The organism is Pseudoxanthomonas sp. CCNWLW251, assembly GCF_037402255.1.
GTDB lineage: Bacteria > Pseudomonadota > Gammaproteobacteria > Xanthomonadales > Xanthomonadaceae > Pseudoxanthomonas_A.
On record NZ_JBBEGA010000001.1, the window covers coordinates 37091 to 51161 of the forward strand.

The 14071-nt window shown below is 64.9% G+C and carries 10 protein-coding genes; 4 read left to right on the forward strand and 6 right to left on the reverse strand.

All coding sequences use genetic code 11. The annotated features are described in order from the left end of the window. Positions 1 to 10 precede the first annotated feature (10 nt). From acnB to WBN46_RS00180, 3 genes are read right to left on the reverse strand one after another with little or no spacing between them, the layout of a single operon-like run. A complete protein-coding gene (gene acnB, locus WBN46_RS00170; protein WP_337729802.1) occupies positions 11 to 2602 on the reverse strand; it encodes a bifunctional aconitate hydratase 2/2-methylisocitrate dehydratase in 2592 nt (863 codons plus the stop codon). 49 nt (positions 2603 to 2651) lie between these two features. Further along, on the reverse strand, positions 2652 to 3053 hold the full coding sequence (locus WBN46_RS00175; protein ID WP_337729803.1) for a type II toxin-antitoxin system VapC family toxin: 402 nt from the start codon (positions 3051 to 3053) through the stop codon (positions 2652 to 2654). Then, positions 3050 to 3256: an AbrB/MazE/SpoVT family DNA-binding domain-containing protein gene (locus WBN46_RS00180; protein ID WP_337729804.1), complete on the reverse strand. Its 207-nt coding sequence runs from the start codon at positions 3254 to 3256 to the stop codon at positions 3050 to 3052. Before WBN46_RS00180 ends, WBN46_RS00175 begins: the two co-directional genes overlap by 4 nt. A 226-nt stretch (positions 3257 to 3482) precedes the next feature. Here WBN46_RS00180 and acnA point away from each other — a divergent pair, with 226 nt between their 5' ends. Both acnA and WBN46_RS00190 read left to right on the forward strand, forming a co-directional pair. Next, positions 3483 to 6251 carry an aconitate hydratase AcnA gene (gene acnA, locus WBN46_RS00185; RefSeq protein ID WP_337729805.1) on the forward strand — a complete coding sequence of 923 codons (2769 nt, stop codon included), beginning with the start codon at positions 3483 to 3485 and terminating at the stop codon, positions 6249 to 6251. A 256-nt stretch (positions 6252 to 6507) separates the two neighbouring features. Beyond that, positions 6508 to 6966, forward strand: coding sequence for a hypothetical protein (locus WBN46_RS00190; RefSeq protein ID WP_337729806.1), 459 nt, complete (start codon positions 6508 to 6510; stop codon positions 6964 to 6966). On the opposite strand, the gene WBN46_RS00195 is transcribed toward WBN46_RS00190, so the two are convergent. Beyond that, the gene (locus tag WBN46_RS00195) at positions 6967 to 7398 is read right to left on the reverse strand and encodes a nuclear transport factor 2 family protein (RefSeq protein ID WP_337729807.1); all 432 of its coding nucleotides are present in this window, start codon (positions 7396 to 7398) and stop codon (positions 6967 to 6969) included. A gap of 125 nt (positions 7399 to 7523) precedes the next feature. Between WBN46_RS00195 and WBN46_RS00200 the strand changes: the two genes are divergently transcribed. Then, the gene (locus WBN46_RS00200; RefSeq protein ID WP_337729808.1) at positions 7524 to 9203 is read left to right on the forward strand and encodes a long-chain fatty acid--CoA ligase; all 1680 of its coding nucleotides are present in this window, start codon (positions 7524 to 7526) and stop codon (positions 9201 to 9203) included. Positions 9204 to 9469: 266 nt separating this feature from the next. Continuing rightward, the gene (locus WBN46_RS00205; RefSeq protein ID WP_142125420.1) at positions 9470 to 10336 is read left to right on the forward strand and encodes a crotonase/enoyl-CoA hydratase family protein; all 867 of its coding nucleotides are present in this window, start codon (positions 9470 to 9472) and stop codon (positions 10334 to 10336) included. 181 nt (positions 10337 to 10517) lie between these two features. On the opposite strand, the gene WBN46_RS00210 is transcribed toward WBN46_RS00205, so the two are convergent. Continuing rightward, on the reverse strand, positions 10518 to 12698 hold the full coding sequence (locus WBN46_RS00210; protein ID WP_337729809.1) for an ATP-binding protein: 2181 nt from the start codon (positions 12696 to 12698) through the stop codon (positions 10518 to 10520). Positions 12699 to 12701: 3 nt separating this feature from the next. Further along, complete coding sequence (locus WBN46_RS00215; RefSeq protein ID WP_225590977.1) at positions 12702 to 13787, reverse strand: two-component system response regulator; 1086 nt, start codon at positions 13785 to 13787, stop codon at positions 12702 to 12704. Positions 13788 to 14071: the final 284 nt, after the last annotated feature.

The following is a 14071-nucleotide window of genomic DNA, read 5'->3' on the forward strand; positions in this document are numbered from 1 at the left end:
GTCGGGCCGATCAGGCCGCGACGGTCTTGGCCACGTCCTGGTATTCCTCGATCTGATCGAAGTTCATGTAGCGGTAGATCTCGGCGCCCTTCTCGTTGATCACCCCGATGTCGGCCATGTACTCGGCCTTGGTCGGGATCTTGCCCAGACGCGAGCAGATCGCCGCCAGTTCCGCCGAGCCCAGGAACACGTTGGAGTTGCGGCCCAGGCGGTTCGGGAAGTTGCGGGTCGAGGTGGAGAACACCGTCGCGCCCTCGCGCACCTGCGCCTGGTTGCCCATGCACAGCGAGCAGCCCGGCATCTCCATGCGCGCGCCGGCGGTGCCGAAGGTGCCGTAGTGCCCTTCCTTGGTCAGCTCGGAGGCGTCCATCTTGGTTGGCGGCGCGACCCACAGGCGGGTCGGGATGTCGCGCTTGCCTTCCAGCAGCTTGGCGGCCGCGCGGAAGTGGCCGATGTTGGTCATGCACGAACCGATGAACACTTCGTCGATCTTGGTCCCGGCGACATCGGACAGCGTCTTCACATCGTCCGGATCGTTCGGGCAGGCCAGCAGCGGCTCGTGCACATCGGCCAGGTCGATCTCGATGACGGCGGCGTACTCGGCGTCGGCATCCGGCTCCAGCAGCTGCGGGTCGGCCAGCCACGCTTCCATCTTCTTGATGCGGCGAGCCAGCGAACGGGCGTCGGCGTAGCCTTCGGCGATCATCCACTTCAGCAGCGTGATGTTGCTGGTGAGGTACTCGATGATCGGTTCCTTGTTCAGCCGCACCGTGCAGCCGGCGGCGGAACGCTCGGCCGAGGCGTCGGACAGTTCGAACGCCTGCTCCACCTTCAGGTCCGGCAGGCCCTCGATCTCCAGGATGCGGCCGGAGAAGATGTTCTTCTTGCCTTGCTTGGCGACCGTCAGCAAGCCCGACTTGATGGCGTAGTACGGGATGGCGTTGACCAGGTCGCGCAGGGTGACGCCGGGCTGCATCTCGCCCTTGAAGCGCACCAGCACCGATTCCGGCATGTCCAGCGGCATCACGCCGGTGGCTGCGGCGAACGCGACCAGGCCCGAACCGGCCGGGAACGAGATGCCCACCGGGAAACGTGTGTGCGAGTCGCCGCCGGTGCCGACGGTGTCGGGCAGCAGCATGCGATTGAGCCAGCTGTGGATCACGCCGTCGCCGGGGCGCAGCGAAATGCCGCCGCGGGTAGAGATGAATTCCGGCAGCGTGTGGTGCGTCTTCACGTCGACCGGCTTCGGATAGGCCGCCGTGTGGCAGAACGACTGCATCACCAAGTCCGCCGAGAAGCCCAGGCAGGCCAGATCCTTCAGCTCGTCACGGGTCATCGGACCGGTGGTGTCCTGCGACCCCACCGAGGTCATCTTCGGCTCGCAGTACGTGCCAGGGCGCACGCCCTGGTTTTCCGGCAAACCGCAGGCGCGGCCGACCATCTTCTGGGCGAGCGAGAAACCCTTGCCGGTATCGGCTGGCTGCTGCGGCAGGCGGAACAGGTCCGTCGCGGGCAGCTTCAGCGCTTCGCGCGCCTTCGCGGTGAGGCCGCGGCCGATGATCAACGGGATGCGGCCGCCGGCACGCACTTCATCGAACAGCACCTCGGACTTCACCTGGAACTCGGCGATCACTTCACCGTTCTTCAACGCCTTGCCGTCGTACGGGCGCAGCTCGACCACGTCGCCGTGGTTCATCTGCGACACATCGAGCTCGATCGGCAGCGCGCCGGCGTCTTCCATCGTGTTGTAGAAGATGGGGGCGATCTTGGAGCCCAGGCAGACACCGCCGAAGCGCTTGTTCGGGATGAACGGGATGTCCTCGCCGGTGAACCACAGCACGCTGTTGGTCGCCGACTTGCGCGAGGAACCGGTACCGACCACGTCGCCGACGTACGCGACCAGGTGGCCCTTGTCCTTAAGCGAGAGGATTTCCTGGATCGGGCCGCGCTTGCCGTCTTCTTCCGGCACGAACGGCGCATCGGGACGCTTGTTCTTCAGCATCGCCAGCGCATGCAGCGGGATATCCGGGCGCGTGGTGGCGTCCGGTGCCGGCGACAGGTCGTCGGTGTTGGTTTCGCCCGGCACCTTGAACACGGTGATCGTCAGGGACTGCGGCACTTCCGGCTTGCTGGTGAACCACTCGGCATCGGCCCAGCTCTGCAGCACGGCCTGCGCGTGCGCATTGCCGGCCTCGGCTTTTTCCTGCACATCGTGGAAGGCGTCGAAGATCAGCAGCGTGTGCTTCAGGCCTTCGGCCGCGACCGCGCCCAGCGCGGCGTTGTCGAGCAGGTCGATCAGCGGATGGATGTTGTAGCCACCCAGCATGGTGCCGAGCAGTTCGGTGGCGCGCTTCGCGGAGATCAGCGGCGTCTTCTCGGCGCCGAAGGCCACGGCGGCCAGGTAGGACGCCTTGACCTTGGCAGCATCATCGACGCCGGCAGGCACGCGGTGGGTGATCAGCTCGACCAGGAAGTCTTCTTCACCGGCCGGCGGGTTCTTCAGGAGTTCGATGACCTCGGCCGTCTGCTGGGCCGTCAGCGGCAGCGGCGGGATGCCCAGCGCGGCGCGCTCGGCTACGTGGTGGCGATAGGCTTCCAACATGGTGACTCCGGTCGTTCGATGGGGCGGTGGAGAGGAAAACGGTTGAGGCTTACTCGTTGGCGGGCACGATGAGTTTCAGGCCCTTGAAATAATCGCGGTGGAACGCAGTGTCGAAGGTGATCAGCCCGTCGCACTGCAGCAGCGCATGCGCGCCGACCAGGAAGTCGGCGATCGGCCGTGACCCGCCTTCTCGCTGGCGATGACGTCGCTGCATCTCGCCCGCCCGCAACGCGGACTTGGCCTCGACCGGGTGGAAATGCACGCCCATCTCCTCCAGCGCCGCCAGCGCATCGGCGCCGTTGCGCAGCGAAGCACAGAGCTGCGCCAGTGCGGCATCGCAGACGACCACGCGACCGCCGCCCAGACTCTGGCGCAGGCCGGCCTCCACGGCGTCCGCGCGCGGGCCGTCGGTCAGCAGTTCGATCAGGACGGGCGCGTCGACGGCGATCATTCGGCGGGCGTATCCGGTGTCGGCACCGCATCGAGGGCGAACTTGCCGCGCACGCGCGAGATCGCGTCGTCGACACTCTTCCGCAACACGATGCGGCTACCTTCCAGCTCGACCTTGAGCACGCTTCCCTTGGTCAGGCCCAGTGCATCCCGCACGGCCTTCGGGAGCGTGATCTGTCCGCGCTCGGCAACGGTGGCTTCCATCGTCACGCCCTCTTGAGTATGGACGAATTATACATACTTTCTCCGGCATACCCCATCACAGGAGTTCGCCTCGTCCCGTCTCACTGCCCGTCCCGCCCTTCGGCTTTGGTCGGGTCACGACCGTCTCAGTCTTGACGGATAATCCGGGCAAGCATCGACAAGACGCGAAGGAACGGCGGCCTATGCTGCTCCTGCGCCCCTTCCCATAGCTACAGGAGCCTCCGCGATGAGCGATTCCTTCGCCACCCGCCGTTCCCTGGACGTCAACGGCACGTCCTACACCTATTTCAGCCTCCCGGCCCTTGCCGAGCGACTGGACCCGGCCAAGGGTTTCGCCCGCCTGCCCTACTCCCTGAAGATCCTGCTGGAGAACCTGCTGCGCTGCGAAGATGGCGTATCGGTGCTCCCCGAGCACATCCATGCCGTCGCGAACTGGGAGGCGGCGAAGGAACCCGACACCGAGATCGCCTTCATGCCGGCCCGCGTGGTGCTGCAGGACTTCACCGGCGTCCCCTGCGTGGTCGACTTGGCGGCCATGCGCGATGCGGTGGTGAAACTGGGCGGCAATGCCGACCAGATCAATCCGCTGATCCCCTCCGAACTGGTCATCGACCATTCCGTGCAGGTGGACGTGTTCGGCAGCGCGGATGCGCTGGATCTCAACGGCAAGATCGAGTTCGAACGCAACAAGGAGCGCTACGGCTTCCTGCGCTGGGGCCAGAAGGCGTTCGACAACTTCAAGGTGGTACCGCCCAACACCGGCATCGTCCACCAGGTGAACCTGGAGAACCTGGCCCGCGTGGTCATGACGGGGCAGAAGGACGGCCAGGCCATCGCTTATCCGGACACCGTCTTCGGTACCGACAGCCATACGACGATGATCAACGGCATCGGCGTGCTGGGTTGGGGCGTGGGCGGTATCGAAGCCGAGGCCGCCATGCTGGGCCAGCCCTCCTCGATGCTCATTCCCCAGGTGGTCGGCTTCAAGCTCACGGGCAAGTTGCCGGAAGGTGCGACCGCGACGGACCTGGTGCTGACGGTCACCCAGATGCTGCGCAAGCTGGGCGTGGTGGGCAAGTTCGTCGAGTTCTATGGCGACGGCCTGCAGCACCTGCCGCTGGCCGACCGCGCCACCATCGGCAACATGGCGCCGGAATACGGTGCGACCTGCGGCATTTTCCCGATCGACACCGAGTCGTTGACCTACCTGCGCCTGTCCGGACGCAGCGAGGAGCAGATCGCGCTGGTCGAGGCCTACGCCAAGGCGCAGGGGTTGTGGCACGACGCCAACAGTCCCCACGCCGAATACAGTGCCACGCTGCACCTGGACATGGGCGACGTAAGGCCCTCGCTGGCCGGCCCCAAGCGTCCGCAGGACCGCGTGCTGCTGCAGGACATGAAGCAGAACTTCCGCGACAACCTGACGCCTTTCATCGACGCACGTCGCAAGCGTATCGACGTGGTGCAGGAAGACCGCCTGAAGAACGAGGGTGGCGGCGGCACCGCTGTCGGCGCCCACGAAGCCGCGCATGAATCCTCGCCGGACAGCGGCGGCGCCTGGAATCTCCAGGATGGCTCGGTGGTCATCGCCGCCATCACGTCCTGCACCAATACGTCCAATCCTGCCGTGATGCTCGGCGCGGGCTTGCTGGCGCGCAACGCGGTGGCCAAGGGTTTGAAGGCGCAGCCCTGGGTCAAGACATCGCTCGGCCCGGGTTCGCGCGTGGTCACCGACTATCTGGAAAAGGCTGGCGTGCTGTCGGACCTGGAGAAGCTCGGCTTCTACGTGGTCGGCTATGGTTGCACCACGTGCATCGGCAATTCCGGCCCGCTGCCCGACGACGTATCGGCCGCCATCTCCAAGGACGACCTGGTAGTGGCCTCGGTACTGTCGGGCAACCGCAACTTCGAGGGCCGCGTGCATCCCGAAGTGAAAATGAACTACCTCGCAAGCCCGCCGCTGGTAGTGGCCTATGCGATCGCCGGTACCACCGACATCGACCTGACCACGCAACCGCTGGGTCGGGGCAGCGATGGCCAGCCGGTGTACCTCAAGGACATCTGGCCCACCAACAAGGAAATCGGCGACTTCATCGCGCGCACCGTGGGGCCGGAAATGTTCGCGAAGAACTATGCCGACGTGTTCAAGGGCGACAGCCGCTGGAACACCATCGCATCACCCGATGGCGCACTCTACGCATGGGACGGCGGCTCGACCTACATCAAGAACCCGCCCTACTTCGATGGCATGTCAATGGAGGTGGGTAGCATCGATGACGTGCATGGCGCGCGCGTGCTGGGGCTATTCGGCGACTCCATCACCACCGACCACATCTCGCCCGCCGGCAACATCAAGAAGGACTCGCCCGCGGGCCGCTTCCTGCAGCAGCGGGGCGTACAGCCCGTGGACTTCAACAGCTACGGCAGCCGCCGCGGCAACGACGACGTCATGGTGCGTGGCACCTTCGCCAACATCCGCATCAAGAACCTGATGTTCGGCGGCGAGGAAGGCGGCAACACGCTGTACTTCGGCAGCACGCCGCCCGAGAAGATGTCCATCTACGATGCCGCAATGAAGTACAAGGCCGATGGCGTGCCGCTGGTAGTGATCGCAGGCAAGGAATACGGCACGGGTTCCTCGCGCGACTGGGCCGCGAAAGGCACCAATCTGCTGGGCGTGAAAGCGGTGATCGCGGAGAGCTTCGAGCGCATCCACCGTTCCAACCTCGTCGGCATGGGCGTGCTGCCTTTGCAGTTCATCGACGGACAGAACGCGCAGTCGTTGGGCCTGGACGGGTCGGAGACGTTCGATGTCACCGGCCTGCAGGACGGCGCCGCCAAGGTCGCCACGGTCGGTGCACGCAAGGCCGATGGCACGGAAGTGAAGTTCCAGGCCAAGGTATTGCTGCTGACGCCCAAGGAAGTCGAGTACTTCCGCCATGGCGGCCTGCTGCATTACGTCCTTCGCCAGTTGGCGGCGCGCAAGGCAGCCTGACCCGCCAGTCGCGGGGTTCCGGCGCAAGAGAATGGGGCCGCCTTCGGGCGGCCCTTTTCCTGCGCGCGGCCTGCCCCGGAGGATTTTGAGGCCCGTGCCCCGCCCCTGCTTCAACTCAGCGGGGGGCCTTGCATGCAAATGCACTCTTGGAGCGGGCCTCCATGCTGCCGGTTGCGCACGCCGGTTCCGTTGCACTGCAGAGGGCCTTCGTTCGAAGGCTGCAGAGTGCCCTGCCATGGACATCATGATCCTTCGCTTGAGCGTGCTGCTGGCGTCTGCCTGCATCGCCGGCGCCTCGGCCCCGGTAGCGCTGGCGGCGTCGCCCGATGCAGGACAGGCCCGGCGCATCGCCGAACAGTACGTCGCCGGCAAGCAGTCGGCAGGTGGAAATCCGCAGGAAGGCTACGAGGCGGGGGACGTCGTCATCACCGACCTCGACAATGACGGACAGAACGAGATCGTCGTGCTGTGGACCCTGTACGGCCCCACCTATTGGCACCATGGTGTGGCCGTCCTGGCGCAGGAAGGAGCACGCTACGTGCCGGCAGGCGAAACGCACGAACCTTTGGGCAGCGTCGAGGCAATGACCGTCCGCGATCGCGTGGTGGAACTCAAGACGAAATGGCCCGGCCCGAACGATCCGCGTTGCTGCCCGACCGTCGAGAGGACGCTGCGCTACCGATGGACGGCCGGAAAACTCACGCCGGTGAAATGATCACCGGGCGTCCTCCCATCGCGCGTGATACACACGCCAGTCGCCGTCCTCTCTGTGCCAGGCTGTCGTCACCTGGTAGCTGCGCGCCTGCTCGGGCAGGAATCGGCCGTTGCCCCCTGTCAGCAGTACGCGGAACGCAACCGAAGCACTGTCGCCCTCCACCCGAACGTCCAGCGGTCCCGTGGTGGCGCCGATGCGTGCATTTGCCAGCGTCTGCATCTTGAGCAGGTTGTGCAACGCAGCATTGTCCATGCCGCCATCGCCACTGAAGTCGCGGCTCACGCCATCCATGAAATCGCCGACGCGGCCCTCTTCCACGGCCGCCCGCATGTCGTCGAACCGTTGCCGCACCTGCGCTTCGGGTGTATCGGTCGTGCACGCGACCAGACCCAGCATCAGCGCCAGCAGACATCCGGCTCCCTTCCACCTCATTGTCGACATCGAAACCTTCGCCTTTTCCATCCGGAACGGTATGCTCCCGACACGCGTCCGTGACCGGGCGCTCGCCCACAGTTCGCCGCAAGGCAGCCCGAAGACCCTGGGGAGGGAGCAGAACGATGAGTCAGGAACGTCCGTGGTTCAAGAGTTACCCGCAAGGCGTGCCGCAGGAAGTGGACCTGGAGCAGTACCGCTCGATCGTGTCCGTCTTCGATGAGGCGATCAGCAAGTACCGCGACCGTCCCGCGTTCCGCAATTTCGGCAAGACCCTGACCTACGGTGAGATCGACAAGCTCAGCCGGCAATTCGCGGCCTACCTGCTCGGCGAACTGAAGCTCAAGAAGGGCGACCGTGTCGCCATCATGATGCCGAACTGCCTGCAGTACCCCATCGCCATCTTCGGCGTGCTGCGCGCGGGACTGACGGTCGTCAACGTCAATCCGATGTACACCCCGCGCGAACTGAAGCACCAGCTGGTGGACTCGGGCGCCAGCGTGCTGCTGGTCGTGGACAACTTCGGCAAGACCGCCCAGGAAGCCCTGGCGGGCACGCAGGTCAAGCAGGTCATCACCACCGCGCTGGGCGACCTGGTCGGTTTCCCCAAGGGTGCGATCGTCAACTTCGTACTGAAGTACGTGAAGAAGATGGTGCCGGACTACGACATCCCGGGCACCGTACGCTTCAAGGACACGTTGACGCTGGGACAATTGCACACGCTGCCCGAAGTCGACATCGATTCCGGCGACATCGCTTTCCTGCAGTACACCGGTGGCACCACCGGCGTAGCCAAGGGCGCGATGCTCACGCACCGCAATCTCGTGGCCAACATGCAGCAGGCGGGCGTGTGGGTGGGCACGGGGCTGGACTACGGCAACGAGGTGATCATCACCGCGCTGCCGCTGTACCACATCTTCGCGCTGACGGCGAACTGCCTGGTCTTCATGAAGCTGGGCGGACTGAACCACCTGATCACCAACCCGCGCGACATGCCGGGCTTCGTCAAGGAACTCAAGGCCACCCGCTTCACCGCGATCACCGGCGTCAACACGCTGTTCAATGGCCTGCTCAACACGCCCGGCTTCGATGAAGTCGATTTCTCCAACCTCAAGATGACGCTCGGTGGCGGCATGGCCGTGCAGCGTGCGGTGGCGGAGAAATGGAAGAAGGTCACGGGCGTGACACTGGTCGAAGCCTACGGACTGACCGAGACGTCGCCCGCGGCCTGCATCAACCCGATGAACCTGCACGACTACAACGGCGCCATCGGCCTGCCGGTGCCGTCCACCGATGCCTGCCTGAAGGACGACGATGGCAACATCATGCCCGTCGGCGAGGTCGGTGAACTGTGCATCAAGGGCCCGCAGGTAATGAAGGGCTACTGGCAGCGCCCCGAGGAAACCGCGAACGTCATGGACGCCGATGGCTGGCTGCATACCGGCGACATGGCGAAGATGGACGAGAACGGTTTCTTCTATATCGTCGACCGCAAGAAGGACATGATCCTGGTCTCTGGCTTCAACGTGTATCCGAATGAGGTTGAGGACGTCATCGCCGGCCTGGAAGGGGTGCTTGAAGTCGCTGCGATCGGCGTGCCGGACGACAAGTCGGGTGAAGCCGTGAAGGTCTTCATCGTGAAGAAGGATCCCAACCTCACTGCCGAACAAGTGAAGGCGTATTGCCGCGACAACCTGACCGGTTACAAGCAACCGCGCCACATCGAGTTCCGCACGGAGCTGCCCAAGACCAATGTCGGCAAGATCCTGCGCAAGGAACTGCGGGAGCCCTCCAAGGTGTCCTGAGCCCTGTTCATGTGTCTGAAGAAGGCCGGCCATGCGCCGGCCTTTTTTCTTTTCCGTCAGGACTTTAGGGGTGAATTCTAGACGCCCATCACAGATTGTGATGCTGGTAGGCCATTGGCGCGCTCTCCATCGCACAAGCGCGCTCGTGCACTGGATTTTAATTATTCGTTCAGGTGTAGGATCGGCGCGTGATGCCACCTGCGTCACATTAATCCGTCACCCGCTTCCCCTGCCGCGCGGGCAAGAAACCCTCCAAGGAGCTCCTCATGAACAACGTCGAAAAACTGCAGCGCACCCGTGCCTTCCCGACCATCCGCGTCGAATCCGAACCCAGCGGTGATGCCCACTGGCTGTACATGCACTCCGATGCCGCACCCGGCGTGCGTCCGTGCTTCCGCAGCCAGATGCTCGACGATGTGCTGAGCTTCACCAACTCGATCACCCTGCGCGAGTCGCAGCGCCAGCCGGGCAAGCTGCGTCACCTCGTCATCGCGTCGGACGCGAATGCGTTCAACCTTGGCGGCGATCTGGAACTGTTCTCGCAACTGATCCGCGAGAACAACCGCGACCGACTGCTCAGCTACGCGCGCCGCTGCATCGATGGCGTCCACCACCTCAACACCGGCCTCGGCGGCGACGTCCGCACCATCGCGCTGATCCAGGGTGATGCCTTGGGCGGCGGCCTGGAGATCGCGTTGTCCTGCCACACGATCGTGGCCGAAGAAGGCGTGGACATGGGACTGCCGGAAGTACTGTTCGGCCTGTTCCCGGGCATGGGCGCCTACTCCTTCCTGTGCAAGCGCGTGTCGCCGCAGGTCGCCGAGAAGATCATCCTGGAAGGCAACATCTACACCAGCGACGAGCTGTACAGGATGGGCGTGGTCGACGTACTGGTGCCGAAGGGCCAGGGCGCCGCCGCCGTGCAGACGATCATCGACAAGCAGCGTCGTTCACCGCACGCGCATCTGGCGCTGAATGCTTGCCGCAACCTGGCCCAACCCGTGGGTTACGACGAACTGATGGGCATCACCGAAGTGTGGGTGGATACCGCACTGACCCTGGGCGACAAGTCGCTGAAGATGATGGAGCGCATCGTCCGCGCGCAGGAGAAGCGGTCGATCCGCGCCGCCTGAGAGCAGCGCCCGTAGTCTGCTGCAAACACGCAGGGAAAATCAGGGGGTTGAAGCGCGCCTTCGCGCCTTCAAGGGCGAGTCCGGGTCACCGTACTCGCCAGGGACCATCCATCCCGTGGACACCCGACGCGCTGCGTTTCGCCACTGCATGCCCTCGCATGAACAGCGGCGGATCCGCGCGTCACGACGAAGTGCCCTCGCCGCCTTTCTCGACGGCGCCACGCACCCGTTGCCGCGCATCGAGCGCCGCGCGACCGTGGCTCAGGTGCGAGTTGAGCGCCGCCAGGCGGTGCCGCCATTCACGCGTGATCTGCCAATCGGCCAGGCTCATCATCTCGCCTGCGGCTGCGGCAAGCTTCACCAGGCCCAGGTTGCTGGCCACGCCTTTCAACGCGTGCGCGTGCTCGCGCAGGTGTTCGCCGTCGCCCCGCTCCATCGCATGGGCCATGGCGCCGATGCATCCGTCCGCATCGTTGAGGCATTGCTCGATGAACTCGCGTTCGAAGGCATCCCCCATGCCGAGCGCGGTGAGTTCGTCCAGTACGCTCACATCGAGGACACCGTCCGACATTTCCGGACGCACGGGCGCGGCCACCGTCGCGGTCGCGGAGATGCGGCCCGACGTGGCGATGTCCGCCAGCGCATCCAGCAACCGCGTGGCGACCACCGGCTTGGCCAGGAAGGCGCGCGCTCCCGCCTGTTCGCAGCGCTGGATCGACTCGGGCGTCACGTCGGCACTGAGGATGAGTACCGGCGTGCGGCTGCCGCTGCCGGCTTCCATCACGCGCAATTGTTTCAGCAGATCCAGGCCGCTCAGGCCGGGCATGTGCAGGTCGCAGATCACCGCGTCGTAAGACGCCGATTCCAGCGCGTCCAGCACTTCTTCACCACCGTTGACGCAGGTGATGCGGTGCCCCGCCTTCTGCAACAGGCGCTGCACGACCATGCGGTTGGCCTCGTGGTCGTCGGCCACCAGGATCTGCATGCTGCGCACGCGTGCGCGATGGCGCAGGAACGGATCGGAGAACGCGATGATGTTCTCCGCGCTCGAGGCTTCGGGTTCTTCCTGCAGCCACTCGGCGTGCCCGTGCACCGCCGGCACCATGACCCGTTCGGGCACGGCTTCGAAGGGCAACTCGACCCAGAAGCAGCTGCCCCGTTGCTCATTGCTTTCGAAGCCGATGGTGCCGCCCATCGCCTCGGTCAACCCCTTCGCGATGGTCGTGCCCAGGCCCGTGCCGCCGTAGCGCCGCGACAGGCTGCCGTCGGCCTGTTCAAACGCTTCGAACAACCGTTCGCGCAAGGCGACGGGAACACCGATGCCGGTATCGGTGACGGTGAAGCGCAGGCGCATGTGCTGCCCATCCACCATCGCCACCCGCACCTCGCCCTCATCGGTGAACTTGACCGCGTTGCCGGCAAGGTTGAGCAGCACCTGGCGCAGGTGGCCGGCATCACCGCGCAGCTTAAGCGGGATGGCATCGTCCACGTGTCCTTCGTAACGCACCTGCTTGCCACGCGCCTGCGGCATCAGGATCAGCCCGATGCTCTCCACCAGTTCGCGGGGCGCGAACTCGACCACGTTCAGCTTGACCTTGCCCGCCTCGATGGCGGAAATGTCCAGCACGTCCTCGACCAGACCCAGCAGGGTACGCGTGGAAGCCTGGATGGTGGACAGGCATTCGCGCTGTTCGGCATCCAGCCGGGTGGTCGCCAGCAGTTCCGACATGCCTGCCAGACCATTCAGCGGCGTGCGGAATTCATGACTCATGTTGGCCAGGAACCGGCTCTTCGCCTCGTTCGCACGACGCGCCTCGTCGGTCGCGCGGGTCAGGTCGCGCAGCAGGCCGGACAGGTACATCGGCACGGCGATCAGGCCCAGCACCAGGCCGACGCCCAGGGTCGTGTTGGCGCGCCAGTAGTCGTTCATCGCGACCACCGCCGCGAAAGCGGTGCTGGCCATCGCAACCGCAACCACCAGGTAGCGATTGCCGTAGCGCAGGCCATTGCCCACCGTGATCCACATCAGCACGACGTACGCCCACGAGAGCGGTTCGCCCATGCCGTTCATCGCCGCTGCCAGCAATCCGTAGTCGGCGATCATGCCCAGTCCGCGACGGACGTGGGACTTGCCCGGCTGCACCAGCAGCCAGGCGAAGATGCCGAGACTGTTGACCAGGCCCGACGTGATGATGGTCAAGACGATGGTGTATTCGTCCGCCGGCAGCGCGGTGCGCGAGGACGGCAGCAACGCATAGGTCAGGATGATGGAGATCAGCGCGATCCGGATCAGCGCCTGTCCGTGCTCGCTGTCGCCACGATGCGCCAGGCGGGACTTGATCCATGCAAGGACATTGGACATGGCTTACTCCATCCCTGGACGGCTCTGCACCGTCGAGTAGCGTTCGCAGATGTCGTCAAGCCGCGCCCGCCCGCGGATCAGCGCGTCGACACATGCGGGATCGAACAGGCGACCGCGCTGTGCATACAGATAAGCCAGCGCCGCGTCCTTCTCCCAGGCCTTCTTGTACGGCCGCGGTGAAATCAACGCATCGAAGACATCCGCAACCGCCACTATCCTCGCTTCCAACGGAATCTGCTCACCCACGAGGCCATCGGGGTAGCCGCTGCCGTCGTAACGCTCATGGTGGCGCAAGGCGATCAAGGCACCGGTCTGGATGAAGCGGTTCTGGCTGCCCGACAGCAACTGGTGGCCGATCTTCGGGTGGCGACGCATGACATCGGTTTCTTCGGCCGTCAGCGGACCGGCCTTCATCAGCACCGAATCGGGAATGGCGATCTTGCCCATGTCGTGCAGCGGGGCGGCCATCTCGATGGTGCGTACTTCGTCTTCAGGCAGGCCGAGTTGTTCGGCGATCAGGCCGGCCACGTGGGCCATGCGCTCCAAATACGCACTGGTGCCGCTGTCGCGATACTCGATGGCACGCGCCAGCCGCGACAGTGTCTCGCGCTCACGCTCCTCGACCTCGTGCATGCTGGACAGCAGGCGCTGCTCCAGCGAGAGCGCACGCTGCTTGACGTTCTCGGACTGCTGGCGGAGCTGCAGCAGATTGCGGCAGCGTGCACGGAGTTCTCGCGGACGCACCGGCTTGACCAGGAAGTCGATCACGCCGGCTTCCAGCGCGGCCTGGCGGATGGGTTCATCGCCCACCACGGTGATCAGGATGATCGCGATGTCGCGATGCATCGGCAGCCGGCGGAAGCGGCGCGCGAACTCCAGCCCGTCCATGCCCGGCATGCGGTAGTCGAGCAGCAGCAGGTCGGTGCGGTTCTTCTCGCACCACTCCAGCGCTGCCAGCGGATCGCCGAAATCATGGACGGTCAGCTCGGACGCGATGTCCTCGATGACATGGCGCAGCATCGTGCGCGCAGACGTCTGATCGTCGACGATGACGATATTCAAAGCGTTACCCACCCCTTGTGGCCACATCACGTGGCTGTCGGGCAAGGATACTCCGGCGGTGGCAGCGCTCGCATCTAACATGTCGGCAGTCCTGTTCGGCGGCGCGGACCCGGGCAGGGTCCGTGATCCACGAAGGGAACCGATGCGAATCCCGGGGCCCCCTCCCCTGATCTCTATCGGCGCGGGCGGCGGAAAATTGACCGTCCTGCGTGTGAATCTTCGCAGGAAGCGTGCCAGCCGTGGCCAGGGGGTGTCAGGGCAGAACATGGTGACCTCCGTCACGGAATGAGGCCTTTCCGTCCATCCTTGGC

What these genes read in the sequence shown, in the direction of transcription:
- WBN46_RS00215 (WP_225590977.1), bottom strand. Translation starts at nt 13,787, where the DNA reads ATGTGGCCACAAGGGGTGGGTAACGCTTTGAATATCGTCATCGTCGAC.
- WBN46_RS00180 (WP_337729804.1), bottom strand. Translation starts at nt 3,256, where the DNA reads ATGGAAGCCACCGTTGCCGAGCGCGGACAGATCACGCTCCCGAAGGCC.
- WBN46_RS00205 (WP_142125420.1), top strand. Translation starts at nt 9,470, where the DNA reads ATGAACAACGTCGAAAAACTGCAGCGCACCCGTGCCTTCCCGACCATC.
- acnB (WP_337729802.1), bottom strand. Translation starts at nt 2,602, where the DNA reads ATGTTGGAAGCCTATCGCCACCACGTAGCCGAGCGCGCCGCGCTGGGC.
- acnA (WP_337729805.1), top strand. Translation starts at nt 3,483, where the DNA reads ATGAGCGATTCCTTCGCCACCCGCCGTTCCCTGGACGTCAACGGCACG.
- WBN46_RS00195 (WP_337729807.1), bottom strand. Translation starts at nt 7,398, where the DNA reads ATGAGGTGGAAGGGAGCCGGATGTCTGCTGGCGCTGATGCTGGGTCTG.
- WBN46_RS00200 (WP_337729808.1), top strand. Translation starts at nt 7,524, where the DNA reads ATGAGTCAGGAACGTCCGTGGTTCAAGAGTTACCCGCAAGGCGTGCCG.
- WBN46_RS00210 (WP_337729809.1), bottom strand. Translation starts at nt 12,698, where the DNA reads ATGTCCAATGTCCTTGCATGGATCAAGTCCCGCCTGGCGCATCGTGGC.
- WBN46_RS00175 (WP_337729803.1), bottom strand. Translation starts at nt 3,053, where the DNA reads ATGATCGCCGTCGACGCGCCCGTCCTGATCGAACTGCTGACCGACGGC.